The sequence below is a fragment of the Undibacterium sp. RuTC16W genome (assembly GCF_049339445.1).
GTDB lineage: Bacteria > Pseudomonadota > Gammaproteobacteria > Burkholderiales > Burkholderiaceae_D > Undibacterium.
Window position 1 is genome coordinate 24,690 of the sequence record NZ_JBMPPE010000002.1, and the last position, 24,890, is coordinate 49,579.

Sequence of the window (24,890 nt, forward strand, 5' to 3'; positions counted from 1 at the left end):
TACCTGCTTTAAGGTAGTGGAATTAAAATACGAAAATCCGTACATCCCGGCCGGCTTTCGCACTCAATGACACCCATATGCTGTTCAATGAAAGTCTGTGCCAAAGTCAGTCCTAATCCGCTACCGCCATCCCGCCCAGATACCAGAGGATAAAAAATACGATTGCGAATTTCGGCTGGAATGCCTGGTCCGTTATCGATGATATGCAAATCTAATGCCAGCCTGTAGCGTACTTTGGCCAAAGTGATCTGACGCACAACGCGCGACCGGAAAGTCAGCTCAGCATCGCCATGTCTGATCCGCTCACTCAAGGCCTGTGCCGCGTTATGGGCAATGTTTAAAACCGTTTGAATCAACTGCTCTTTATCACCGCGGAATTCTGGTATCGATAAATCGTAGTCACGCTTAATACTCAAGCCTTGAGGAAATTCAGCAAAAATCAGACTGCGTACGCGTTCGCAGACTTCGTGAATATTGACGTCGCCGACGATGTGCGGCAACCGATGTGGTGCCAATAAACGGTCTACCAACGTCTGTAAACGATCTGCTTCCTTGATAATGACCTGGGTATATTCACGCAACTCTTTTAACTGACGCTCAGGTAATTCCAGCTCTAGTAATTGAGCTGCGCCGCGGATACCGCCAAGAGGATTTTTGATTTCATGGGCGAGATTACGTATCAGCTCTTTGTTTGCCTTGCTCTGATCGAGCATGCGCTCTTCTCTGTCCAGCTTTAGTTGCTGGACGTTCTCACGCAGCTCAATTAATACTGGCGTTGCAGGATTGTCCAGTGCCGTCACGATACTGTGCACATGCAAAGGCTCGCGACCTGCGCGCTCCAGTGTCAGGTCTTGCCGCTTATCGGCAAACTGATGCGCAACTGCCTGATCGAACACGGTTAATAACTCGTCGCCGTTCAAAAAAAGATCAGTTAATTTTAAATGGGATAAAGATTTTGCCGAGCTGTCCAACATGCTTTCGGCAGCGGCATTCGCATACAGGATACAGCTATCAACATCCAGCACAATTACGGCAGATGTCAGCAAATCAAGTCCGGCAAACGAGGTCATAGAAGTAGTCAAAATGATCCATAAAAAAAGGCCGCATAGTGCGACCTTGTTACGCAAGCATCATGCCTGAAATGCTGATTTTTCAGTTCTTGAATAATTATTTCAAATTACTGAGTTCTCGTTTCAGTGCTTCGATGTTTTTTTCGGTGCGACTAATATCATCTTTCATCATTATGGTGCGTTCTTGATATTTGGCGTAGTTCTTTTCATCGCCACGTCGCTCTGGCTCACCGTTGTTGTAGTCCTTCTTCAGATTCGCCAATTTTTGCTCCTCTGTTTTCAATTCATCTTGCAAAATCTGACGCCGATCTGAATCACGCGCTTTTTGGGTGCCTTCATCTACCTTAGGAAAATCAGCAGGTGCTGATGCGGCTTTGGCTGCGGATTTTTTTGGTAAGGCAGGCGCTGGCACAACCGTAATACCGGGAAGCTCTACCCGCTTACACCCCTTGGTTTCGCCAGTATTTTTGTATTCTTTTTTACCATTCTCATCAACACATAAATAGACATCGCCATCAGCAAGCGCAAACGACGCCGAAGAAGCGAGCGAGCTGAGTGCTACGGCAGCGAAAATTGCACTACGTAAAAGTTGATTCATTTTGTCAAGGTTTGGTCACTAACAACTTTAGTGTATTCCAAGCAGGCTCATAGCACAATTGCCACGTACGCTTATCGGGAACTTACATGTGACAATCGGTAACAAGAAAGGAAAAAGTGTCTTTATAGAATAAAAAGACGAAAAAAAACGGGGCAATTACCCCGTTTTTGGATTCTGTATTTTTTAAAAAAATTACAGAGAGTAGTACATATCGAATTCAGCAGGATGTGTCGTCATGCGCATGCGCTGTACGTCTTGCATTTTCAGTTCGATATAGGCATCGATCATGCTGTCGCTGAACACACCACCGCGTGTCAGGAATTCGCGATCTTTGTCCAGCGCTTCCAGTGCTTGTTCCAGGGAATGGCAGACTGTTGGGATCAGTGCATCTTCTTCTGGTGGCAAATGGTAAAGATCTTTGGATGCGGCTTCGCCCGGATGGATCTTGTTCTGAACGCCGTCCAGACCAGCCATCATCAATGCGGAGAAGCACAGGTATGGGTTCGCCAGAGGATCTGGGAAGCGTGCTTCAACACGACGGCCTTTTGGATTCGCAACGTAAGGAATACGGATCGATGCAGAACGGTTTTTAGCAGAGTAAGCCAGTTTTACCGGTGCTTCGTAACCTGGTACCAGACGCTTGTAGGAGTTAGTACCTGGGTTCGTGATCGCATTCAAAGCGCGGGCATGTTTGATGATACCGCCGATGTAGTACAGAGCGAAATCAGACAAACCGGCATAGCCGTCGCCTGCGAACAGGTTTTTACCATCTTTCCAGATCGATTGATGCACATGCATACCAGAACCGTTGTCGCCAACGATAGGTTTTGGCATGAAAGTCGCTGTCTTGCCGTAAGTATGCGCCACGTTCCAGACGACATATTTCAGGTTTTGTGTCCAGTCAGCGCGCTCTACCAAAGTAGAGAACTTAGTACCGATTTCGTTTTGACCTGCGCCAGCGACTTCATGGTGATGCACTTCAACCGGAATACCCAGGGATTCCAGAATCAGGCACATTTCAGAACGCATGTCCTGGAAGCTGTCGACTGGAGGAACCGGGAAATAACCGCCTTTAACGGTTGGACGATGGCCAGTGTTGCCGCCTTCGAGTTTTTCGCCTGTTGTCCATGACGCTTCTTCAGAATCAATCTTCACGAAGCAGCCAGACATATCAATTTTCCAGCGTACGCTGTCGAAAATGAAGAATTCTGGTTCTGGGCCGAAGTAAGCGGTATCGCCAATGCCTGAGGATTTCAGGTAGGCTTCTGCGCGTTTGGCGATGGAACGTGGATCACGGTCATACCCTTTGCCGTCGGCCGGTTCGATCACGTCGCACTGCATGAACAGTGTGGTTTCTTCCATGAACGGATCGATATTGGCTGTATTTGGATCAGGGATCAGCAACATATCAGATGCTTCAATGCCCTTCCAGCCAGCGATAGACGAGCCGTCAAATGCGTGGCCAGATTCGAATTTATCCATACCGAACTGGGAAACTGGAACAGTCACGTGCTGTTCTTTGCCTCGGGTATCAGCAAAGCGGAAATCAACGAATTTAACTTCGTTGTCTTTCGCCATTTTCAAGACTTCTGCGGCTGTCATTGCCATGTGAAACTCCTCAAATAGAGCTAAAAATAAATTCGTAAGATGCTGAGCGGTCTGCTAACCAACTTAGCTCTGAACCTGTGATTCCAAGCTGATCTTTCTGCCCGGACTGTCTTTATCTGACATTCAGGATAAAAAATCGCATAACTATAGTACACCAAGCTATTAGCAAAACTCACCGGGGATAATAGCAGAATCCATGCCATCCTCTGCGCAATCTCAAAGTTCCCAATAAAAGCGCTAAACCTCTGTTTTCTAGACACTTTTCAAGTGTAAGGGACGGGACCTCAAAAAATCGCCTACCGAGAAAGCGCACCATTTAGACGCAAATTTAACATATTGCACCAAATTAATGCAATTTATGAAAAACGATATGTTATTGAGCTTTTTTGGTGCAATTGATTTTTATGCCGAACAATCATTCGCATAGACAAGGGGAATAAAAATACCTCCTTATGCCAGATTCCGCAGTTGAGTTTTGTGGGTATCATGCATAATTAGTTGACTCACATACACCAATCCACATTTTATTATGACAACTCAACTCATCGCTATTGCCCGCCAACGCGCTCAGGAACAAGGTTTGCCTTATGCTGGCGCTGTGACGCCGCAAGAGGCGTTTTCCTTATTGCAAACGGGTACTGGTGTGGTACTGGTAGATGTCCGCACCAATGCGGAACGCGATTGGGTAGGCCGAGTGGTAGTACCAGAAGCACAGCACAAAGCGGTGCAATGGAGCACGTATCCAGGCGGCATACCCAATCCGGACTTTATGTCCGAATTACACGCTGCAGTTCCTGACACGACAGCGACCTTACTGTTTTTATGCCGCTCCGGCGTTCGCTCCAGACATGCCGCCAAGCTCGCAACAGAGCATGGCTATACCGCCTGCTTTGACATTCTGGAAGGATTTGAAGGGGATAAAGATGCCGGTGGTCATCGCAAATCTATCGGCGGATGGTGCCAAAAAAATCTTCCCTGGGCTGGAGCCTGATGTGATCGGCAGTGCAGCTCAATCGGGACTGCGGTATCACTTGGTGGATTCCGTGCCACTCCCCCACCTTCAAATTACTTTTCAGATTGCAGCAACCCGGTCGCAATCTCATTTGTATCTTTCAAGGTCTGCAATACGATATTGGAACGAATATCCAGGACGCCGGTCGTTTTGTATAGACGCTCAAGTACAAAAGAAGAATAGTGCTTCAGATTACGCGCCTTCACCCGTAATAAATAATTCGCGTCACCGGTAATAATGTAAGAGCCGACAACCTCAGGCCAGCTTTGCAGCGCAGCTGAAAAATTTTCATGCCATTGTTCGACATCACGCCGCATGGTCACTTGCACAAAAGCATCAACCTCCAGACCCAGCGCTGTCGCATCGAGCACCGCGCTGTAACGACTGATAATGCCGGCCTCTTCCAGCATCCTGACCCGCCTCAGGCAAGACGATGGCGACAAAAATACCTTATCTGCCAGATCTTGATTACTGATACGTCCCTCACACTGCAGGAAGTGCAAAATCTTAATATCGGTCGCGTCTAGTTGCATTTCACATATTCCATCAAATATTACCTATTCATTCGCAGTTTATTCTACATAAATGCAATTATCTATTGCAATTTGCAAGAACTCATCACTACTTTCAGAATAAAATTATTCTTATCAACAGCCCCGAGGAAATTCCATGTCCGCCACCGAAGCAAGGCCTGATTCACGTATCTGGGACATCACACCGTCTATGCGAAAAGGGATGCCGGTCTGGCCCGGCGACACGGCTTATGCGTCCGATACCACCTGGCAAATTGAAGATGACTGCCCGGTCAAAGTCAGCAAAATCAGCATGTCCACCCATACCGGCGCGCATTGCGACGCGCCATCGCATTACGATGCATCAGGTGTCGCGATCGATCAGGTCGATCTGACAACGTATATCGGCACCTGCCGCGTTATCCATTGCATAGGCCGCGCAACAGTGGAGCCTGACCATATTGCCGCCCAGTTAAACGGGACGCCACCACGCGTTCTGTTACGCACTTATTTCAGAGCACCGCAAGACCAGTGGGACGATGATTTTCCGCATATCGCACCTGCGACCATTGCCTTGCTGGCGACGCACGGTGTGCGGCTGATCGGTATCGATAGTCCCTCACTCGATCCGCAAACCTCTAAAACCATGGATTGCCACTGGGCTGTCAAACAACATCAGATGGCCATACTCGAAGGTATTGTGCTGGATGACATCAGCGCTGGCGATTACGAATTAATTGCCCTGCCGCTGAAACTCGCCGGACTCGATGCCAGTCCGGTACGCGCCATTCTCCGTTCACTTCCACTTTGATTTTTCTATGACTACCATTGATCGCCAACACTGCCTGAATCTCGATGCACAAGATGTACTGGCCGGACTAAGACAAGAATTCGATTTACCTGACGGTGTGATTTACCTTGATGGCAATTCACTCGGTGCCATGCCGAAATCCTCAGCAAGCCGCGCCCAGCAAGTGATACGTCAGGAATGGGGAACGGATCTGATTAAAAGCTGGAATAACGCGGGCTGGTTTGATCTGCCATCACGACTGGGAAACCTGCTCGCTCCCCTTATCGGCGCACGCCAGAACGAAGTCGTTGTCACCGATTCGACATCAATTAACTTATTCAAAGCCATCGCAGCCGCCCTGCATATTCAGGCCAGCCATCCTGTCAGTGCAGAACGAAAAGTGATCGTCACGGAGCGCAGTAATTTCCCCACCGATATTTATATGGCAGAAGGACTGACGCGCTGGCTGGATCGCGGCTATCAGCTTAGACTGGTCGATACGCCCGAAGAACTCCACAAGGCTATCGATAAACACACCGCGCTGGTGATGCTGACTCATGTAAATTACCGCAGCGGCTATCTGCATGACATGAGTGCGATCACCGCACATGCACATACGCAAGGTGCGCTGATGCTATGGGATCTTGCTCATTCCGCTGGCGCAGTGCCGGTGCAATTAAATGACGCCAAAGCCGACTTCGCTGTCGGCTGCACCTATAAATATCTGAACGGCGGACCGGGCTCACCGGCCTTTATCTGGGTACCAACGCGCCACCAGGAAGTCTTTTCGCATCCGCTGTCGGGATGGTGGGGTCATGCCAAACCGTTTGAAATGCAGCCAAGCTTTCACGGCACACCCGGCATACGGCGTGCGCTCTGCGGCACTCAGCCTATCGTCTCGCTGGCAATGGTGGAATCCGGTTTAGAAATTTTTGGCAAGACAACGATGGCAGCATTACGCACAAAATCGCTGGCACTCACCGATCTGTTTATCGAACTGGTAGAAAGTCGTTGCGCCTCACATCCCTTGCAATTAGTCACCCCACGCGAACAAGAGCGTCGCGGCAGTCAGGTCAGCTTTACCCATCCACATGGTTATGCCGTGATGCAGTCATTGATCGCGCGCGGCATCATCGGTGATTACCGCGAGCCTGCCATCATGCGTTTTGGTTTTACCCCACTGTACACCCGCTTCAGCGATGTCTGGGATGCTGCCGAAGGTCTGCGTGACATCCTGGACAGCAAAGCCTATTCGCTCAGCGGCGTACGTAATGATGTTACCTGAAAACGTAGGCTGCCAGCGCAGTACACCATAGCTGCCGGATCATCCATCATTCAATAATAAATACATTCAAATACATTCAAATACATTCCAATATATTCATTAAGCGACCATCATGAGCACTCAAGATCAGCAAAATAACAATGGCGATAGCCAGGCGAAATGCCCCATGTCCTGGCATGGGGCAAAAATGGATTTCAGCAGCGACATGAGTTATGGCGACTATCTCGGGCTGAATCAAATCCTCAATGCACAGCACCCGCGCTCGCCCAATCACAACGAAATGCTCTTCATCATTCAGCATCAAACCAGTGAACTCTGGATTAAATTGATGCTGCATGAACTGCATGCCGTGCGCGCGCAATTGCGTGCAGGCGATCTGCCACCCGCTTTCAAAATGCTGTCGCGTGTTGCACGCATCATGGATCAGCTCGTCCACGCCTGGGATGTGCTGGCAACGATGACGCCCAGCGAATACACGGCCGTTCGCCCGTATCTCGGCAACTCGTCCGGCTTCCAGTCACATCAATATCGCGAACTAGAATTTTTGCTTGGGAATAAAAACGCGCACATGCTCAGCGTCCATGAGAGCAATCCTGATGCGCACGCCGCGTTGAACGCAGCTCTGCTGGCACCATCGATTTATGATGAAGCGATCATGCTGATGGCGCGTCAGGGATTCACGATTGATGCTACGCGACTGAATCAGGACTGGACTCAAGGCGTGGTCGCCAATGAGTCTGTCAAAGCCGCTTGGTTGCAGGTTTACCAGACACCTGAGCAGCATTGGGTTTTGTATGAACTGGCAGAAAAGCTGGTCGATATGGAGACGGCTTTCCGCATCTGGCGCTTCCGTCATGTGACCACGGTAGAACGCATCATTGGATTTAAAACCGGCACAGGCGGCACTGCCGGCGTCAGCTACCTGCGCAAAATGCTTGATGTGGTGTTATTTCCTGAACTGTTTTCTTTGCGTACAGCCCTGTAAAAACAGTGAAAATACCAAGAAACAAAAACAGAGCAACCCACTGCATAACAATTCCGGTGACCAATGGCAAGGCCTAGTCATCGGCAACGCTTCCTATACAAGATTGCGCGTTGAACCAATAAAAATATACTCCCATACAGTATTAATTCAATCCCCATATAAAATATGCGCAATAAGGCATGTTTTATATCGAAAAATTGGGAGTATATTCATTCATCATTCTTATATCGTATCAATCTGCCCTCAGCAAAGTGTGAATAGCTTCTAGCCCAGTCATGTCCATTAAGAAAATTAATGAATTAAAAGACAATTTATTGCGCACATTCATTACAATTTGATTTATCATTTGCCAACATACTTGATTCGGTATTCAGCAAAACAACGCAACTTGATCAGACCAATAAGCTCATCAAGGACCTGAATTTTTTCGATGTATTGGATGCATTAATAGCCCCTAGCAAGCAGTTCCCTATCAATTCCTACCGCACCGCTGATGGATTGTAGCGGTCAGTGTTAGCAAGGTGATGCCATGGCGACGCGCGATAGACAGCAAGAACCAGCCCCACATGATGGAATGGTGAATGGCAATCTATCGACCATTGCCGATGTCGATCCGGTCAATAGCGACGACATCCCTCCCCATCAGACACCCTTACCTCCACGCAGCTGGTTTGGTCTGCGTGAAAAACTTATGGCATTAGTCATGAGTGTCGCCATCCTGTGTATGCTGGCTGCGGTCGCAACCTTTTTCTTTGTCAGCCAGCGCTCGATGGAAATCGCCATCGAATCTCACCTCGCGTCCGTCGCGCGCCTGCATGCGCAGCGCATCAATGAGTTCACCAATTTTTTGCGCTCAGAGTTGCAGCTCATGAGCAATCGCACCCAGCTCAGCAAATCCGTCAGCAGCTATATCGATCACCGCAGCAGCGATGCCCTGGAGCAAACCAATCAACTCCTCAATGATGCTAAACGCAGCGCGTCATTTATCGATAATGTGCTGGTCTATGGCATCGATGGCAAGCTGATTACCTCCGTCTCGGCAATCAGCCAGGAATCGCAAGAACTCGACGTCACGACGCGTGACACCTTACTCACCAATCCACTGATCACCGCCAGTGTCGTCGGTGCAGACGGTCGACGGCTGATCAGGGCGGGCGGCCCTTTAATGGATGGGCGGCGGGTCATCGGTATTCTGGTAATACTGACCAGCATGGAGCCGCTACGGGTCATCTCAGGCGGCAGCGCTGGCTGGATTTCGGAAGAACTCATCATCACAGAGACGGGTACCAACGGCGAGCCTCGCCCGATTACACCGTTGCGTTTTGCCATGCTGGAGGACGTACCGGTCGCTAAGCTGACCCGCATCCACGAGCCACGCTCCAGCACATCAGAAGAACGCCATCTGCTCAGCGGCAAAGATTATCGCGGTGTTCCTGTGCTGGCATATACCCATAATCTGACGCAACCAAACTGGACCATCATCGTCAAGATCGATCAGGAGGATGCGTATAAACCGCTGCGTGATCAGCGCAATCTCTGGCTGGGACTGATGCTGACGATTTTTATCGTGACAGCAGCGATCGCCGTCTGGCTATCGAGTCACTTTACCCTCCCGATATTGCACATGGCCGAGGTCGCCGTGATGATTGCCAGCGGCGATCTGAAACGTCGTATGCAACATCCATCCCGCGATGAACTCGGCATGCTGTCGTACTCTGTCAATCGCATGGCAGATAAGCTACTCGATGTCAGCTCCGAACTGGAAATACAACTGCGCCTACAGCAAGACCGTGCCGAACGCCTGAACGAGCAACTGATCCACGCCAATAATGAATTACATTGGCTCTCGCGCACCGATGCCCTGACGCGCCTGTTCAATCGCCGCACGCTTGATGAGACGCTGGAAAGCGAATGGCTACGCGCCACTCGTAGCAAACACTCGCTTGCGGCGATCATGATCGATATCGATTTTTTCAAGCTGATTAATGATATTTCAGGTCACGCGAGCGGTGACGAATGCCTGCGACGATTCGGTGCCTTGCTAAAAGAGACAGCACAGCGCAGCGGTGATTTTATTGCGCGTTATGGCGGTGAAGAATTTGTGGTGCTGGTGGTGGATGCAGACCTGCCACATGCCATGGCATTTGCCGAGAGAATCAAAGCGCGCCTGGCTGACGAAGCGATTCCTCACCCCGCCTCCGAGACCGGCCCCAATGTCACGGTCAGTATGGGTATCGCCGCGCTACATCCAAGTAAAGAGACCTCGCCACAAGTCTTGCTCTCGCTTGCAGATCAGGCACTGTATCTGGCCAAATCGCGTGGACGCAACCGTATCGAAACTTTAAGCGGGCATTAAATCTTCAATTTAAAAAACTCATAAAAAAAGGACGCACAGTGTGCGCCCTTTTTTAACCATACAAGCTCATCACCAGAATCAGAACGCAGCAATCCCCGTCTGTGCACGACCCAGTATCAATGCATGAATATCATGTGTGCCTTCGTAAGTATTCACCACTTCCAGGTTCACCAGATGACGCGCGACGCCGTACTCATCCGAGATGCCGTTGCCACCCAACATATCACGCGCCATGCGGGCGATATCCAGAGACTTGCCACAAGAATTACGCTTCATGATCGAGGTAATTTCGACGGAAGCCGTACCTTCATCCTTCATCCGTCCCAGGCGCAAACAGCCTTGCAACGCCATCGTAATTTCTGTCTGCATATCGGCGAGTTTTTTCTGGATTAACTGATTTGCTGCCAGCGGGCGACCAAACTGCATGCGATCCATCGTATATTGACGTGCTGTATGCCAGCAAAATTCTGCAGCTCCCAGTGCGCCCCAGGCAATACCGTAGCGAGCCGAATTCAGGCAAGTGAATGGCCCTTTCAAGCCCTCAACTTTCGGCAGCATATTTTCCTCAGGGACAAAGACTTCATCCATCACAATTTCACCAGTGATGGATGCACGTAATCCCACCTTGCCATGAATCGCCGGTGCGGATAAACCTTTCCAGCCTTTTTCCAGAATAAAGCCGCGAATACGGCCATCATCCGTTTTCGCCCAGACCACAAATACATCGGCAATCGGGCTATTGGTAATCCACATTTTTGCACCGCTCAGCGAATATCCACCCGGTACAGTCTTCGCACGTGTCTCCATGCTGCCAGGATCGGAGCCGTGATTCGGCTCAGTCAGACCGAAACAACCGATCCATTCGCCCGTCGCCAATTTAAGCAGATATTTTTGCTTCTGTTCCTCATTACCAAACTCATTGATCGGCACCATCACCAGAGAACTTTGGACGCTCATCATGGAACGATATCCGGAATCAACACGCTCGACTTCACGTGCGATCAAACCGTAAGAAACATAATTCAGACCTGCACCGCCATACTCCACCGGAATCGTCGGCCCCAGCAAACCCAGTGCCCCCATCTCAGGAAAAATAGAAGCATCCATTTTTTCATGGCGAAAAGCATCCAATACCCGCGGAGCCAGCTTCTCTTCACAATACACCCGCGCCGCTTCCTGCACCATGCGCTCCTCATCGCTCAACTGCGATGACAGCAATAAAGGATCGTCCCACTGAAATGATGCTTTCGCCATTTGTCTCTTTCTTTTTTAATTCATATAAAAATGCCAGAACTGGTGTCGTTCACAAATGCGCTCTGGCTACATTCTAGCTGCGTATTCTAAACCTTCTGCCTCGTAAGCGATTCAATTCCCATCAGGACTTGTCATATATCAACCTGGACTGACGCAATGGTATTTCTGCTTTTTAATTCGTCGACAATTTAATACCGAAGCCAATCAGCGTCACACCCGCAAGCTTGTGTGCGATCTTGCCTATCCACACATGTTGTTTCAGACGTGTTGTGATGACATTCACCAGCAACACGACGGCAAAGCAAAACAACATCGTCAGACAACTCACTGTCACGCCCATTGCCAATAAAGTCCAGGCACCATGATGCTCGGCAGGATTAATAAACAAAGGGAAAAACGCCATATAAAACACGATCGCTTTGGGATTCATCAGCGTAATCAAAAACAAGCGCCGGAAATCCCTGGTGCCCGCGTCCACACTTTGTCCCGGTGATCTTTGTCCCGGCAATGCAGACGGCTCCGCTACTTTCACCCGCAACAAAGTCACGCCGATATAGATCAGATAAACCGCCCCCAGATATTGAATCACCTTAAACACCAGAGGATTTGCCTGCAATAAAGCCGCTACGCCAATCCCCGCCAGCATCATATGCACCCAGTCACCCACCACGACGCCCAGCGTACTGACAAAACCTGCACGCTGACCATTTTTCCCTGTGGCCGCAACGATCCCCAGCAGTCCGGGGCCGGGTATCGCTAAGAATAATAAAACCGTGAGTACGAAGGTAGGGTAATTAACGATGCCAAACATGCTGCGCTCCTGCAGAGACTAGCTTTGAGAGCAGAAAGACTAGCACAAATTAGTATTTTGTTGAGTCGCAGCAAAATCCAAAGTCCAGTTAAATAAATAGAAACTTGTATTGGGGATAGCACTGAGTAACTATTTTCTGTATGGTCCCTCCGACAAGAATCGAACTTGTATCCCACGCTTAGGAGGCATGTGCACTATCCATTGTGCTACGGAGAGACTCTATTCGAGCACCAGATACCGCCATGCTCTTTGAAGAGAGCAGCATCTTACCTGAGGGTGGCATAACAAGCAATTGACGGCTTTTGCGATAGAAGGTCTCGGCTCAAGTACAATACTGCCTTTATTCATCCAATTTCAGCGGATTTCGGTTGCTTCAGGCGGCATTTTTCAGACAACATTGACGCCGTCTCGTTCAATCACCGACACTCCCGGCTTTAGTTAAATCACACCCTCGTTTACCAGGTATTTATGGCAGTCATTTCACTCAGCAATGCCCAATTGGCATTCGGTCACGTCGCCCTGCTCGATCACGCAGAATTTTCTATTGAGTCCGCCGAGCGCGTTGGTCTGATCGGGCGTAATGGCACCGGCAAATCCTCTCTACTCAAAATCATTGCCGGTACATCGAAGCTGGACGACGGCTTGCTGGTGATGCAGCAAGGTATCAAGATCGCCTATGTTGAGCAAGAGCCGCAGTTTTCGCCAGATATCAGCGTGTTTGATGCGGTCGCCTCCGGTATGGGCGAGATGGCCGCCTTGCTCGCTGAGTACGAAGCACTGACCGGACAGTTTGGCGGCGATAACGACGACGCGCTGATGGAACGTATGCATGACATCCAGATCAAACTCGATGCAGCAGATGCCTGGAGCCTGACCAACAAAGTTGAAACCACGCTAGACAAACTCAATCTCAGCAAAGACGCCATCATGAGCACCCTGTCAGGTGGTATGAAGAAGCGTGTCGCACTGGCATGCGCGCTGGTGAGTGCGCCGGATGTGCTGCTGCTCGATGAACCGACCAATCATCTGGATTTTTCGTCGATCAAATGGCTGGAAGGTTTGTTGCGCGACTTTAAGGGCAGCGTGCTGTTCATCACCCATGATCGTAGCTTCCTCGATAACGTGGCGACGCGCATCATTGAATTGGATCGCGGCAAAATCACGTCCTACCCGGGCAACTTCACTACGTATCAGACGCGTAAAGAAGAACAACTCGAAAACGAAGAAGTCGAAAACGCCAAGTTCGACAAGTTCCTTGCCCAGGAAGAAATCTGGATACGCAAAGGCGTCAAAGCCCGCCGCGTTCGTGATGAAGGCCGCGTCAAACGTTTAGAAAATTTACGCCTGCAACGCAGTGCGCGCCGTGATCAGCAGGGTCAGGTCAAGCTCGACGTGACGACAGGAGAACGCTCCGGCAAGATCGTGGCAGAACTGGAAAACGTCTGCAAATCCTTTGGCGAAAAAGTCATCGTGCGCGACTTCTCCAGCATCATTATGCGCGGCGACAAGATCGGCCTGATTGGTCAAAACGGCGCTGGCAAGACCACGCTGCTCAAGCTGATCCTGGGGCAAGATGAGCCGGATAGCGGCCTGATCAAGCAAGGCAGCAAATTACAGATCGCCTACTTCGATCAGATGCGCGCGCAATTAAATGACGAGATGAGTCTGGCCGACACTATCGCACCGGGTAGTGATTTCGTCGAGATCAATGGTCAGCGCAAGCACGTCATGTCCTATCTCGGCGACTTCCTGTTCGCACCGGAACGTGCACGCTCACCGGTAAAATCCTTATCCGGTGGCGAACGCAATCGACTGTTGCTGGCGCGCTTATTTGCCAAGCCAGCGAACGTACTGGTACTCGATGAACCGACCAATGATCTGGATATTGATACGCTGGAATTGCTGGAAGAATTATTAGAAGACTACGACGGCACGGTGTTCCTGGTCAGCCATGACCGCACCTTCCTGGACAATGTCGTTACGCAAGTAATCGTGGCCGAGGGTGATGGTCAGTGGGGCGAGTTTATCGGTGGTTATTCCGATTGGGAGCGCTATCGCAGCTCTACGCCGCTAGTCAAAACAAGCAGTAAGCCAGATACCAAATCAGAGTCCAAAGCAGAGGCGAAAACGAGTACGCCAGCACCCGCCGCGAAACAAAAGAAGCTCAGTTATAAAGAGCAACGCGAGTTAGATGAATTGCCCAATCTGATCGCAGCGATGGAAGCAGAACAAAAAGCGATCACTGAAAAACTTAACGATGTAAATCTCTACAAACATGGTGCAGACGAAGCCAATATGCTGAACGCACGCTATGCAGAACTGGATGAGTTACTCATCGAAGCGCTGGATAAATGGGAAAAAATCGCAGGCTAAATTGCGGTGACAATATCGCAGGCACATAAAAAAACGGGGCACGTGATTGCCCCGTTTTTTTATTGAAAAAATCTGTTGAACACAGAAATTACCTGATTACCGAATCTGGCTCCACCGCTTGATCTCAATGCTTGATTCCACAACGGGAATTTCTAAAAATTCTTTAATCGATATTTCACGGAACCACTTACTTCCGTTACTCCGGCCTTTTCTCTGTGCCTCGGTGTCTCTGTGTCTCTCTAGTGAGAGATCTCGGCTTTTGCGTCAGTCCTATTGATGGGATTTTTTAGTGCGGAGGTTTTTAAAGACCTCCAACCTAATTGCGCAATCACAATGCGGCTTTCCAGCTATTATTGGTCTGGAAGGCGCACCCGCTATGCGGTTTGCCCTCCAGGTACTTCACCAATATGTATTACTTAACCGCTTTACGAAAATCCTTTAAGCGGAATCCCATCGCAAACAAGGCAGAAAAATACGTCAGCATACAAGCCACAATCACACCGCCCAAGATCGCAACCCTCGTGAGTTTATGCGGCTTCAATCCTATCCAGTCAACTTGAGCAGACAAGAAAAACGCGACGCCGCCCATCAAAAGCAAGGCAACCAGCAATTTAAGCAAAAACCCCATCCAGCCAGATTCTGGTGTGTAGATGCCACGCTTTCTCAGTCCTGCATACAAAAACGCCGCATTGATACAAGCGCCCAGGCCAACAGACAACGCCAAGCCGACATGCCCCATTTTTAAGCCGCCTAAAAACAGCAGATTCATCAACTGCGTGCAGACCAACACGCCAATCGCGATTTTCACCGGCGTCCGTATATCCTGTTTGGCATAAAAACCCGGAGCGAGAATTTTAACCAGAATCAATCCCATCAGACCAACACCATACGCACTCACGGCCTGCGACGTCATATGCACAGCATCTGCACCGAATTTACCGTTATGGAACAACGTCGCCGTCAGCGCATCAGGCAAGGTACCCAGTGCGACCGCTGCGGGCATCGCCAGCAGACAGGTCAGACGCAAACCCCAGTCAAGCAGCGATGAATATTCTTTCGTATCCGACTCAAAGTTCGCCTTGGATAAACTGGGCAACAAAATCGTCCCCAAAGCCACGCCCAGCAAAGCACTAGGAAATTCCATCAAACGATCAGCGGACGCCAGCCACGAAATACTACCGTCCGGCAAATAGGACGCCCAGGTTGAATTAATCAGGATACTGATTTGCGTCGCAGACACCGCCAGAACAGCCGGCCCCATCTGACGCAAAGCCCGCTTCACACCAGGATCGCGCAACGCAAAAAAAGGATTCATCCGGAAGCGCGGCAATACACCCAGCTTCATCAAAGCCGGAACTTGAATCACCACCTGCAACACACCGCCGACAAATACCGCAATCGCCAATGCATAGACAGGCTGCTCAAGATGCGGCGCTAAAAAAATCGACGCCGCAATAAAAGACAGATTCAATAAAACCGGCGTAAAAGCAGGAATTTTAAATTCGCGCCAGGTGTTCAAAATCCCGCTAGACAAAGCCACCAGCGACATAAAACCAATGTACGGAAACATAATCCGCGTCATCACCACGGTCGCCTCGAACTTATCCGGATTTTGGGCAAAACCCGACGAGAACAAATACACCAGCACCGGCGCACCGACCACACCCAATATACAAGTCGCCAGCAGCGTCCACGCCAGCACCGTAGCCACATGATCGATCAGCTCTTTGGTGACGACATCGCCTTTTTGATTTTTATATTCAGCCAGAATAGGAACGAAAGCCTGAGAAAAAGCCCCCTCAGCAAATAAGCGGCGAAAGAAATTCGGAATCCGGAAAGCCGCGTTATACGCATCCGTCAGCGCCGTCGCACCAAAGTAATTATTGATCAGCACATCACGGACTAGCCCCGTAATACGTGACAACATCGTCATGCCACTGATCGTGGCGAGCGTTTTGAGTAGGTTCATGGAGCGGCATTATAACGTTTGCACGCGCTAGCAACCCACCAGAAAATAAGCCGTGCCGCAGACACCGGCAGCAGTCAAATTAACACGAGCAACCAGCAACACCAGAACAGACCAAAAACCAAGGGAAAATCGTGTGCGGGAATAAAATATTTGCCGTGAAATCTTTATCTGCTATAATTGCGAGCTTCGCAAATGAGCAGCACTGCGAAACTGGAGAGATGGATGAGTGGTTTAAGTCACACGCCTGGAAAGCGTGCGTAGGTTCATAGCCTACCGGGGGTTCGAATCCCCCTTTCTCCGCCAGAATTTATAAGGCCCTCCTCGTGAGGGCCTTATTTTTTGCGCTATTCAAATCTACTCCGCTATTCAAAATCAATTTCCCGTTAATGCACGGGACAATTTCGATCTCATCTCAGTACAGTCAATTTTTTCGAGCCACAACTTTAGTGCGTAAGCTACTGGTCGAAAAAATGGCAATTCTGTTAATTTTGCTGATAAAATTATATCGCTATTTTATGCACTTTTTCACAATTTGCTTATCACCAGTATTTTTGAGGTATAACCGATTTGAATTAGGAAGCATAAGGGTTTCAAGGGGAAAGAAACCGATAACCCTTTTTTCAGTTGCCCGTTAATTTTGCAAAATGAAAATTAAATCAGGTTATCTTTATTTCTTCTTCAACCAATCATAGGAATTTATATGTCTATCAAAGAGCCTCATCTACAAGTTTACAATGCTGAAAACAAGCACATAGGACACTTCGATGGACAACTTTTCTATACGTCCCCAAAAGTGGATTTAAAAGTTGATGGTGAAGAAGTTTACACACTAGAAATGCCTTGCAAACTTATTGGTTACTACAAGAACAATTCTATTGCACTTTTAGATGGAACTAAGCTTTACTATTTTCAAAAGTAGAGTTCTCTAACTATTGATAGACCACTTCTGCTGTTTTGACTAAATAATTAGCATCAGATACGGAGTTGATGCCGCATACAGCTAGAAACGAGACACCTAGGAGCAACTACCAACCAATGGAACCGACTCTATCACCCTCATACGAACCAACAACGACACCCTCTCCAAAACAGGTGCGAGATTGGTTCGGCTATCTATTTACGACCGTGATCGGCATCGTTGCCACTGTCATAGTTGCTTGGTATCAGCTGTTTGCCACACAAAAGGAGGCAGCAGCAGCAGAGTTGGAGCGAGCCCGGTCCGTAAAGCAAACTGCGGTTGCCATAGTTGAAGAGCATGTACTTAACGGCAAGAAGCTTGAGACAACTAGACTGGCTCGCTTAATCGATCAACGTAGGCGAGACGAGACAATTTCCATACCGATATCCGTGTCGGAGGTCGTTGAGCAGGCTGAGTTCAACATTGCAAGCAGCCATCATCTTTCGGTCGATCGAAAGGAAGACATCAAGCCATTGTTTGATGCGTTCTATTCAGACCTTACCTCACGTAGCTTCAGCGCGTTTCCAGCAGGAACAACAAACGCAGATTTGCTGAACGAAATTGCAAAGAAGATTCAGGACGGAAAGTCTTCCGAGGCAATAAGCACCTTGAAGCGGTTGGAAGAATCCCACGCCAAGGAGCTCTCTGAGGCGACACGGCTCGCAAAGCCTGGAATTCTCGAAGCCTTTAGAGAGTTCACATCGTCACCCTGGAAGCTGACTGCGTTAGTCCTAGTGTATGTTGCTCTCCTCTTCACAACGTTGCGAGTGCGTAGAGGCGTAAAAATCAGGAAGCGTCGCCCCCCGTTTCTGTGAGCAACTCGGCTTCTAACCCATCATTCAAACGAGGCATGCGCGAAAAGCCGCACAGTCCGGTTAATTCAGACGTTAGACGTCGGAAACAAGCACCGTGAACACTCAGCAAGCCCTTGAACTCGGAGCACAGATACTGCAACTGCAGTCGCTGATGATTGCATTCGTCGCCGATGGCCGAACCAAGGAACAGCCAGCCGAGTACCGCGAGCTCTTTGCCTGGGTTCAGATCGGACTTGAAGCGTCAAAATACGCTCACCCAAACCCGCATAGGTCATTAGAAGTGTTCTCGGCATTCTGCAAGCTTCAAGAGATGAAAACGTACGCTAGCAGGCGCACGTATGTCGAGGAGCTGTACTCAGATATCCTTTTGGACCTGAAGCGAATTCAAGCGCACAAACCGACTCCAAAGAACTGGGCAAAAGCGAATGACGCCCTGAGCGATGAACTTTCGCTGGTTCGAGTTCAGTGGCTCAAGGCCAAAAATTTTATCGTTGCAGCCGCACCAGACTTTGAGAATTCAGTGAAGGAGTCAATCAGCTCTGTTGAGAGTTGCCTCATGATCTTGCTGAAGGAACCGAATGGCACCTTAGGGAAATTGATCAAGCGGGCCGGACTCGATGAAGACATTGAACGCCTTATAAGTCAGGCCTATGGTTTCGCGAGCAACAAGGATTTCGTCCGCCATGGAGGAACAAACGACTCGCAACTGGGAAAAGAAGAGGCAGAGTTCTTTCTTGAGTTCTCGGGCTCTGCCATCGTGTACATAACAACCAAGCTCAAGCGTGCCAGTACCGACACCTAGCTCCTACTTCAAGGCAAGGCCCAACTCAAACGTTAAAACATCAAACTTTCAAATCTTGACCATTCCCTTTCGGTCTTTTTCTGTCTTTTACAAAAAAAGCATACTCAAGGTAAGGGCTCAATTAATTCCGGCTTTCGCCTATACACTCGTTCGTTATTTTCACTATCGGCATGAGACAAAATAGAGGCAGCGCGCTCTAAAATTTTTGCGTCACTGCCACACATTTGCTCTGTTAGTTTAGTTTCGTCCATTACTCTGGCTAAACAACTACGTACAAAGATTTTCTCCACCTGCCCTGCCGATGGCTTCGTTACAGCATCATTTCCCATCACGATAAATAATCTTCAGAGACACACGGACGGCTCTTCGGGCTGCGCGCTAGCCTGTGATGTATGTACCGCAGATCAGACATCTTCGGTAGATGTCTGGGGATGCGCAATATCGGTGGCAGTAGATATCGCAGGCCCAATTACATCGGAATTGATCTTGAGTACGGACTTGCCTGAGCGTCGCTACAAACATGGAAGGACGAGGCGAAATCCGCTGGCAGTGATCAACAGCGACGAGCAAGGATGATCATTTCTGGTTGCGCAATCGCTGTAATAGCGCGTCGGCACTGCTGCTGAGCGGCACGTTATGCTGGCGTAATAACTGGATGTGGAGTACCAGATTTTCCAGTACCAGTTTGGCAGAGACTGCGAGCAGAGTCAGGTGACGATCTTGCTCGCTAAAACTCTCCAGACTCTGCGCCATGTCACATAAATGATCAGCGACGAGTGCGCGCAGTACATGCTCTTCTATGGGGAGGTCGGCAAAGTCGATGGGATCTTCCCGCTCGACTTCAAGTATGAGTTCTTGCAATTGCTCAGGCGTAATCGGCATCATGGCATCCTCGCTGTGGCATGCCTTCATTATAGTGCGATGTTTATCCTGAGTGAAACCACTAAAAAAATGACACCGAACCTGAATAATTAACCGGGCTGCGTCGCTGGTCTGCTCTTATGAAATACCAAGGGACTATAGGACACACTCGATGGCGGCGCTGACTGCAATATATTTTTCTTCATCTTGCCGACCACATGCATTTCGCATGGTTTGCAGTCAAACCTGAGCGTCAGTTTTTCATTGCCGTTCATGAGCGTCATTGGCTCTGCTTTGACCTGGCCTTGCACTCCCTGTACACCTTTGGCTTGTTTAGGACAAAGATTAAATGAGAAGCGCAGGCAGTGTTTGGTAATCATTAGAGAGACTTCGCCTGCTTCCTCATGTGATTCGTAAGCGGCCTCAATGAGCTTGACACCGTGCTTCTCGTAGAATGCTCTGGCCTTGTGGTTGTAAACATTGGCCAGGTAAGACAGCGAGGCTTCGGGATATTGTGCTGGTGGTTCTGCCGCGGCTTTACGCAGTGATCGCTGCCAGCTCGCCAGACGGGCAATCTCGTGCTGAGTTACCGCATCGCGGCGCAAGGCGTTAATGACGGAGCTTGGTACAAACCAGGGCTCACGCAGTTGCAGTTCAATTGCTTCTGCATAAAACATGGTGTTGCCAAGTTTGCCGAGATTATCGCGCAGCGCAGCTTCTGCCTTATCGGCTTGCTGTGCTGACTCGAGTGTGAGTTCAACATGTGCGGTACTACTCACGCCATCAGCATCGAATAAAGACAGACTGAGGCCGCGTTCGTGATCTTGTAAAGTCATCCACAGGCCAAGTTTACGGTCGGCGGATTTTTTAGTTAGTGCAGATTCCCAGTGATGGTCACGATTGCGGTTAATCGCCACACCTACTTTTAAACCGAGTAAATCAGCCATTGCCTCGTTAGGATGCACGCGCCAGGTAGTGCCAATTTTTTCTACCGTGTTTGCTTGTATGCCAGCGACCTCACGCTTGTGCATGTAATTCAATCCATCACCGTTCGCCAGAGGATCACTCGCATCCAGATCGAACCAGGTCGGGCCCATCTGGGTGACATAACCGAGATGCAGACCGACATACTTGGGTGAATCAAAAGCACCGATATTATCGAGCCTGCCGTTGGCAAAATAATCTGTGTGACCGCGATGAAATGTTTTATCGACATTCGGTGTAAAAGCGATCTGGCTATGTCCGCTGGAGGCGCGTGAGAATTCGGTGCGACGCGACATTATTTCGTCTAGTAGCAAACGATAATGTGCCGTGATATTTTTGACATAGCCCATGTCTTTATAACGGCCTTCGATTTTGAGAGAGCGAATACCCGCATCAATCAAGGCTTCGAGGTTACTGCTCTGATCATTGTCTTTCATCGACAGCAAATGTTTGTCGTAGGCGACAACCCTGCCTTCACCGTCCGTCAAGGTATAAGGCAAGCGGCAGGCTTGAGAGCAATCGCCACGGTTTGCACTGCGCCCATTGTGGGCATGCGAGATATAGCACTGTCCCGAGTACGCAACGCATAAGGCGCCATGAACAAAATACTCAAGCGGCGTATCGACTTCTGCCTTGATGGCTTTAATCTGTTCTATCGTCAATTCACGCGCTAATACCAATTGAGAGAAGCCCGAATCGCCGAGAAATTTTGCCTTGGCAACACTACGGATATCACATTGCGTACTCGCATGTAATTGAATCGGCGGCAAATCCAGTTCGAGCATCGCCATGTCTTGTACGATCAGGGCATCCACACCAATGTCGTACAACTGATGGATTAATTTACGTGCAGGCTCTAGTTCTGAGTCATGCAAAATCGTGTTCATCGTCACAAAAATCCGTGCATGAAAACGATGGGCATATTCCACCAGTTGCGCGATCTCACCAATCTCATTACTCGCATTATGGCGGGCACCAAAAGACGGACCGCCAATGTATACCGCATCTGCGCCATGCAAGATCGCCTCACGTCCAATCTCAATAGTTTTGGCGGGAGCGAGGAGTTCCAGTTGATGCGCAAGAAGTGTCATAAAAATGATTCGGTAGAGGTGAGGCGAAATTATAGCGAAATAGGGGTGTGATGTCTGTTGCTAGACGCACTTGATAAAGGTATGACCAGGCCTGTAGCAGACCTGTGCAGGCTCCATAAAGCCTGCAGGAGGTCTGACAAGGGCTTATAAACCTGACATAAATATGAGAGCGCCAGCAAAGACCGCCTGTCCACTATCCAGACAGAGGGTTTTCTACAAACAATCATGCCGTTGAAGTTAGCACAGTTCTCACCATCCGTTATCAAATTCATCTTTTTACTTATCAAATTGGCTTTTTCTCTTATATATCAGTCACTTAGTTCATAAAAAAATTGAAAAAAATCGTGAAATCGGATTGACACAAATCACCAAACCGCTAGAGTGAAGTCTAGGGCAAACTTATTGAAAAGTAAGGACGCAAAACTTCCGGCCTAAGGTCTGTCACAGATCATGGTAGCGGGGTCGCCAACAAAGTGATCTGTTCATCGATGCAACAGTTATCCATAACATCACTTTATTGTCAGCGTATGCCCTTTGTTTAAACACTTAACAAAGGGATCAAAATGAAAAACTCCACAAATGGCATGTCTGCTTCGCGCAAAATTTTAGCGCTTGCTGTCATTGTCGGTCTCGGAGGACTTGGCGCCTATGCCAGTGTCAGCCTGAGTACCGACGACAAGACTCCTCTGGCCAGCGCAACTAGCTCAACGCATTCAGCACATTCAACGCATCTGGCAACGGCCTCGACTACAGCAACAGCGTGGGGCAGCAATCCTCTGCAATTAGCCCAGGCAACGGCGCAACCTGCCGAAAAAATTCCGGCGATCAATCAGGGTGTGAATACGGTATTAGCAAACAATGCAGTGACCGCGCAGATTGACATGCCGAATGACTTCGTGCCCTCCAGCGCCGAAGGATCAACCGAGAATTCGCCGTTCGCGCGAATCAACCTCGACGAACTCTCTTCCGGGCAGCGTGCCATCACTTTACTGGCCAGCAATCTCGATGCGGTCGCACAGTGGTATGGCATGAGTTCAGATGGTCTTAAACAATTATTGTTATCCGATAGCACTGTGCATATCGATAAAAAAGGACGTTTATTACACATCGATAGCGGCGTTACTGCTGCCGGTGATGTGATGAACGCGACCACGACAGCGACTACAACAACCGTGGCAGCGAGCACCTCGCCCTTCCCTCTGGATCAAACATTTAAACTGCACACCAAAACAAATTCGACCAGACTCCTGTATCTGAACTTTACCGGCTTTGGCAAAAATCCTGCTTTTGATCTGGATAAAGCGCCAGCGACATTCAGTGATGCTGAGCGACTCCTGATACAAAAAGTCTGGCTACGTGTTGCTGAAGACTATGCGCCTTTCGACGTCGATATCACAACAGAAGCACCAAGTGTCGTCACCGGAAAAATCGGTGTGATGATTCTGATTACGCCGCAAACCAACACCGCGGGCGGCTATGCGTATGTCAACGCTTTCAGTACCTACAATCCAAATGCCTCACCGGCTTTTTGCTTCCCGAATAACCTGGCGAATAGCGAAAAACCCATCGCCGAATGCGTCTCACACGAGCTTGGTCACACTCTGGGCCTGCTGCATCAAGGTAGCACCTCGACCGAATACTATGCAGGTCAGGGCGATGGCGAAACAGGCTGGGCTCCGATCATGGGCGTCGGCTATTATAAGAATCTGACCCAATGGGCCAAGGGTGAATTTACCGGTGCTAATAACAAGCAAGATGCCTATGCCATCATGCTCAAACAAGGTCTGAGTCCCCGCGTCGATGATCATGGCGGTACGATTGCATCTGCCGATGCGATGAGTAGCACCGTAGCGAACGGCTTTAACAATGTCAGCGCCAGCGGCATTATTGAAGTTCCCGGCGATGTAGACATGTTCAGCTTTAATGCAGGTGCGGGTGCAATTACATTGAAAGCTGCAACAGCCGCTCTCGGTGGTAATCTCGATATCTCACTGCAATTACTCGATGCGACGGGCAAAGTTCTCGCCACCTCAAACGACGCTGCCACGCTGGCAACGACGCTTACCGCCACACTCACAACGTCCGGCACTTACTATCTGAGCGTGACCGGTGCTGGTAAAGGTTCTCCTCTGCAAACAGGTTACAGCAACTATGGCAGCCTCGGTCAATACAGCATCACTGGCACAGTGCCGATGGCGATTGCGGCACCAGCGGCTATCGTCCTGACCACCTCCGCAACAGAGGGCAAGGGTCCGTTCACGGTCAGCTTTGATGCGAGCAAGACGGAAACAACAACTTTAAAAATCTGGTCTTATACCTGGAGTTTTGGTGACGGCTCTGCCGCAGTCACCAGCACACCTAATGTCGTCAACGCAATGACCAGACATACTTACACCAAAGCAGGCACCTACGAAGCTGTACTGAAAATTATCGATGCGAATGGAAAAACCAACTCCAAGAGCATCAAGATCACGGTCAGTTAATCCGGTAATGAATCACCAAAGCGTCAATAGCGCTTTGGTGAGCATACGACTTAAACCCAGATTTTCCATTAGGCCGCGATCACTTCGTGGAAATGCAGATAGCATGCGACTGTTAAGGGAATCACACCATCGCGATGTGAGTGGGAGCGCTATAACGACAAGTGCGCACCTGGCGAACTGTCTGCCGTTGTCCTAATGAAAAATCCGGGTTAAACGAACTCTCCATTGCGCCAGGTCTGATGATCTGGCATTTTTTTGAGCATGAAACAGCTC

The 24,890-nt window shown here is 49.3% G+C and carries 19 protein-coding genes, 2 tRNA genes and 1 riboswitch; of the genes, 11 read left to right on the plus strand and 10 right to left on the minus strand.

The features are described from left to right. Positions 1-8: 8 nt before the first annotated feature. From glnL to glnA, 3 genes are all read right to left on the minus strand, one after another. Positions 9-1,070, minus strand: a complete 1,062-nt coding sequence (glnL, locus tag ACO0K4_RS04620; protein WP_422955854.1) for a nitrogen regulation protein NR(II) — start codon at positions 1,068-1,070, stop codon at positions 9-11. Between the two features lie 97 nt (positions 1,071-1,167). Beyond that, positions 1,168-1,668, minus strand: a complete 501-nt coding sequence (locus ACO0K4_RS04625; RefSeq protein ID WP_422955454.1) for a DUF4124 domain-containing protein — start codon at positions 1,666-1,668, stop codon at positions 1,168-1,170. Between the two features lie 192 nt (positions 1,669-1,860). Next, complete coding sequence (gene glnA / locus ACO0K4_RS04630; RefSeq protein WP_422955455.1) at positions 1,861-3,276, minus strand: type I glutamate--ammonia ligase; 1,416 nt, start codon at positions 3,274-3,276, stop codon at positions 1,861-1,863. A gap of 529 nt (positions 3,277-3,805) precedes the next feature. Here glnA and ACO0K4_RS04635 point away from each other — a divergent pair. Further along, positions 3,806-4,267: a rhodanese-like domain-containing protein gene (locus ACO0K4_RS04635; RefSeq protein WP_422955456.1), complete on the plus strand. Its 462-nt coding sequence runs from the start codon at positions 3,806-3,808 to the stop codon at positions 4,265-4,267. 74 nt (positions 4,268-4,341) lie between these two features. Here ACO0K4_RS04635 and ACO0K4_RS04640 read toward each other — a convergent pair whose 3' ends face one another. Beyond that, entirely contained in the window at positions 4,342-4,821 is a 480-nt protein-coding gene (locus tag ACO0K4_RS04640) for an Lrp/AsnC family transcriptional regulator (protein ID WP_422955457.1), read from the minus strand. Positions 4,822-4,957: 136 nt separating this feature from the next. Here ACO0K4_RS04640 and kynB point away from each other — a divergent pair, with 136 nt between their 5' ends. The 4 genes from kynB (at position 4,958) to ACO0K4_RS04660 (ending at position 10,216) form a co-directional block, all read left to right on the plus strand. Continuing rightward, a complete protein-coding gene (gene kynB / locus ACO0K4_RS04645; protein ID WP_422955458.1) occupies positions 4,958-5,611 on the plus strand; it encodes an arylformamidase in 654 nt (217 codons plus the stop codon). 7 nt (positions 5,612-5,618) lie between these two features. Then, positions 5,619-6,875, plus strand: a complete 1,257-nt coding sequence (gene kynU, locus ACO0K4_RS04650) for a kynureninase (RefSeq protein ID WP_422955459.1) — start codon at positions 5,619-5,621, stop codon at positions 6,873-6,875. A gap of 112 nt (positions 6,876-6,987) precedes the next feature. Then, entirely contained in the window at positions 6,988-7,860 is an 873-nt protein-coding gene (gene kynA, locus ACO0K4_RS04655) for a tryptophan 2,3-dioxygenase (protein WP_422955460.1), read from the plus strand. A 529-nt stretch (positions 7,861-8,389) separates the two neighbouring features. Then, a complete protein-coding gene (locus ACO0K4_RS04660; RefSeq protein WP_422955461.1) occupies positions 8,390-10,216 on the plus strand; it encodes a diguanylate cyclase in 1,827 nt (608 codons plus the stop codon). 78 nt (positions 10,217-10,294) lie between these two features. Here the strand turns inward: ACO0K4_RS04660 and ACO0K4_RS04665 are convergent, their stop codons facing one another. From ACO0K4_RS04665 to ACO0K4_RS04675, 3 genes are all read right to left on the minus strand, one after another. Continuing rightward, positions 10,295-11,470, minus strand: coding sequence for an acyl-CoA dehydrogenase (locus ACO0K4_RS04665; RefSeq protein ID WP_422955462.1), 1,176 nt, complete (start codon positions 11,468-11,470; stop codon positions 10,295-10,297). Between the two features lie 172 nt (positions 11,471-11,642). Then, complete coding sequence (locus tag ACO0K4_RS04670; RefSeq protein WP_422955463.1) at positions 11,643-12,281, minus strand: LysE family transporter; 639 nt, start codon at positions 12,279-12,281, stop codon at positions 11,643-11,645. A gap of 141 nt (positions 12,282-12,422) precedes the next feature. Then, positions 12,423-12,497, minus strand: a tRNA-Arg gene (locus ACO0K4_RS04675). A gap of 252 nt (positions 12,498-12,749) precedes the next feature. Between ACO0K4_RS04675 and ACO0K4_RS04680 the strand changes: the two genes are divergently transcribed. After that, positions 12,750-14,654, plus strand: coding sequence for an ATP-binding cassette domain-containing protein (locus tag ACO0K4_RS04680; RefSeq protein ID WP_422955464.1), 1,905 nt, complete (start codon positions 12,750-12,752; stop codon positions 14,652-14,654). 412 nt (positions 14,655-15,066) lie between these two features. On the opposite strand, the gene murJ is transcribed toward ACO0K4_RS04680, so the two are convergent. After that, positions 15,067-16,623, minus strand: a complete 1,557-nt coding sequence (gene murJ / locus ACO0K4_RS04685; RefSeq protein WP_422955465.1) for a murein biosynthesis integral membrane protein MurJ — start codon at positions 16,621-16,623, stop codon at positions 15,067-15,069. 212 nt (positions 16,624-16,835) lie between these two features. Between murJ and ACO0K4_RS04690 the strand changes: the two genes are divergently transcribed. The 4 genes from ACO0K4_RS04690 to ACO0K4_RS04705 all read left to right on the plus strand — a co-directional run bounded on the left by ACO0K4_RS04690 (position 16,836) and on the right by ACO0K4_RS04705 (position 19,198). Continuing rightward, positions 16,836-16,926, plus strand: a tRNA-Ser gene (locus tag ACO0K4_RS04690). 397 nt (positions 16,927-17,323) lie between these two features. After that, complete coding sequence (locus tag ACO0K4_RS04695; RefSeq protein ID WP_422955466.1) at positions 17,324-17,542, plus strand: hypothetical protein; 219 nt, start codon at positions 17,324-17,326, stop codon at positions 17,540-17,542. A 116-nt stretch (positions 17,543-17,658) separates the two neighbouring features. After that, positions 17,659-18,396: a hypothetical protein gene (locus tag ACO0K4_RS04700; RefSeq protein WP_422955467.1), complete on the plus strand. Its 738-nt coding sequence runs from the start codon at positions 17,659-17,661 to the stop codon at positions 18,394-18,396. A gap of 94 nt (positions 18,397-18,490) precedes the next feature. Next, complete coding sequence (locus tag ACO0K4_RS04705) at positions 18,491-19,198, plus strand: hypothetical protein (RefSeq protein WP_422955468.1); 708 nt, start codon at positions 18,491-18,493, stop codon at positions 19,196-19,198. A 576-nt stretch (positions 19,199-19,774) separates the two neighbouring features. Here the strand turns inward: ACO0K4_RS04705 and ACO0K4_RS04710 are convergent. Then, the gene (locus tag ACO0K4_RS04710; RefSeq protein ID WP_422955855.1) at positions 19,775-20,080 is read right to left on the minus strand and encodes a hypothetical protein; all 306 of its coding nucleotides are present in this window, start codon (positions 20,078-20,080) and stop codon (positions 19,775-19,777) included. 89 nt (positions 20,081-20,169) lie between these two features. After that, entirely contained in the window at positions 20,170-22,134 is a 1,965-nt protein-coding gene (locus tag ACO0K4_RS04715; protein ID WP_422955469.1) for a peptidase U32 family protein, read from the minus strand. A gap of 382 nt (positions 22,135-22,516) precedes the next feature. Beyond that, positions 22,517-22,604: riboswitch (cyclic di-GMP riboswitch) on the plus strand. A 93-nt stretch (positions 22,605-22,697) separates the two neighbouring features. Here ACO0K4_RS04715 and ACO0K4_RS04720 point away from each other — a divergent pair. Continuing rightward, positions 22,698-24,617, plus strand: coding sequence for a PKD domain-containing protein (locus tag ACO0K4_RS04720; protein ID WP_422955470.1), 1,920 nt, complete (start codon positions 22,698-22,700; stop codon positions 24,615-24,617). Positions 24,618-24,890 lie beyond the last annotated feature (273 nt).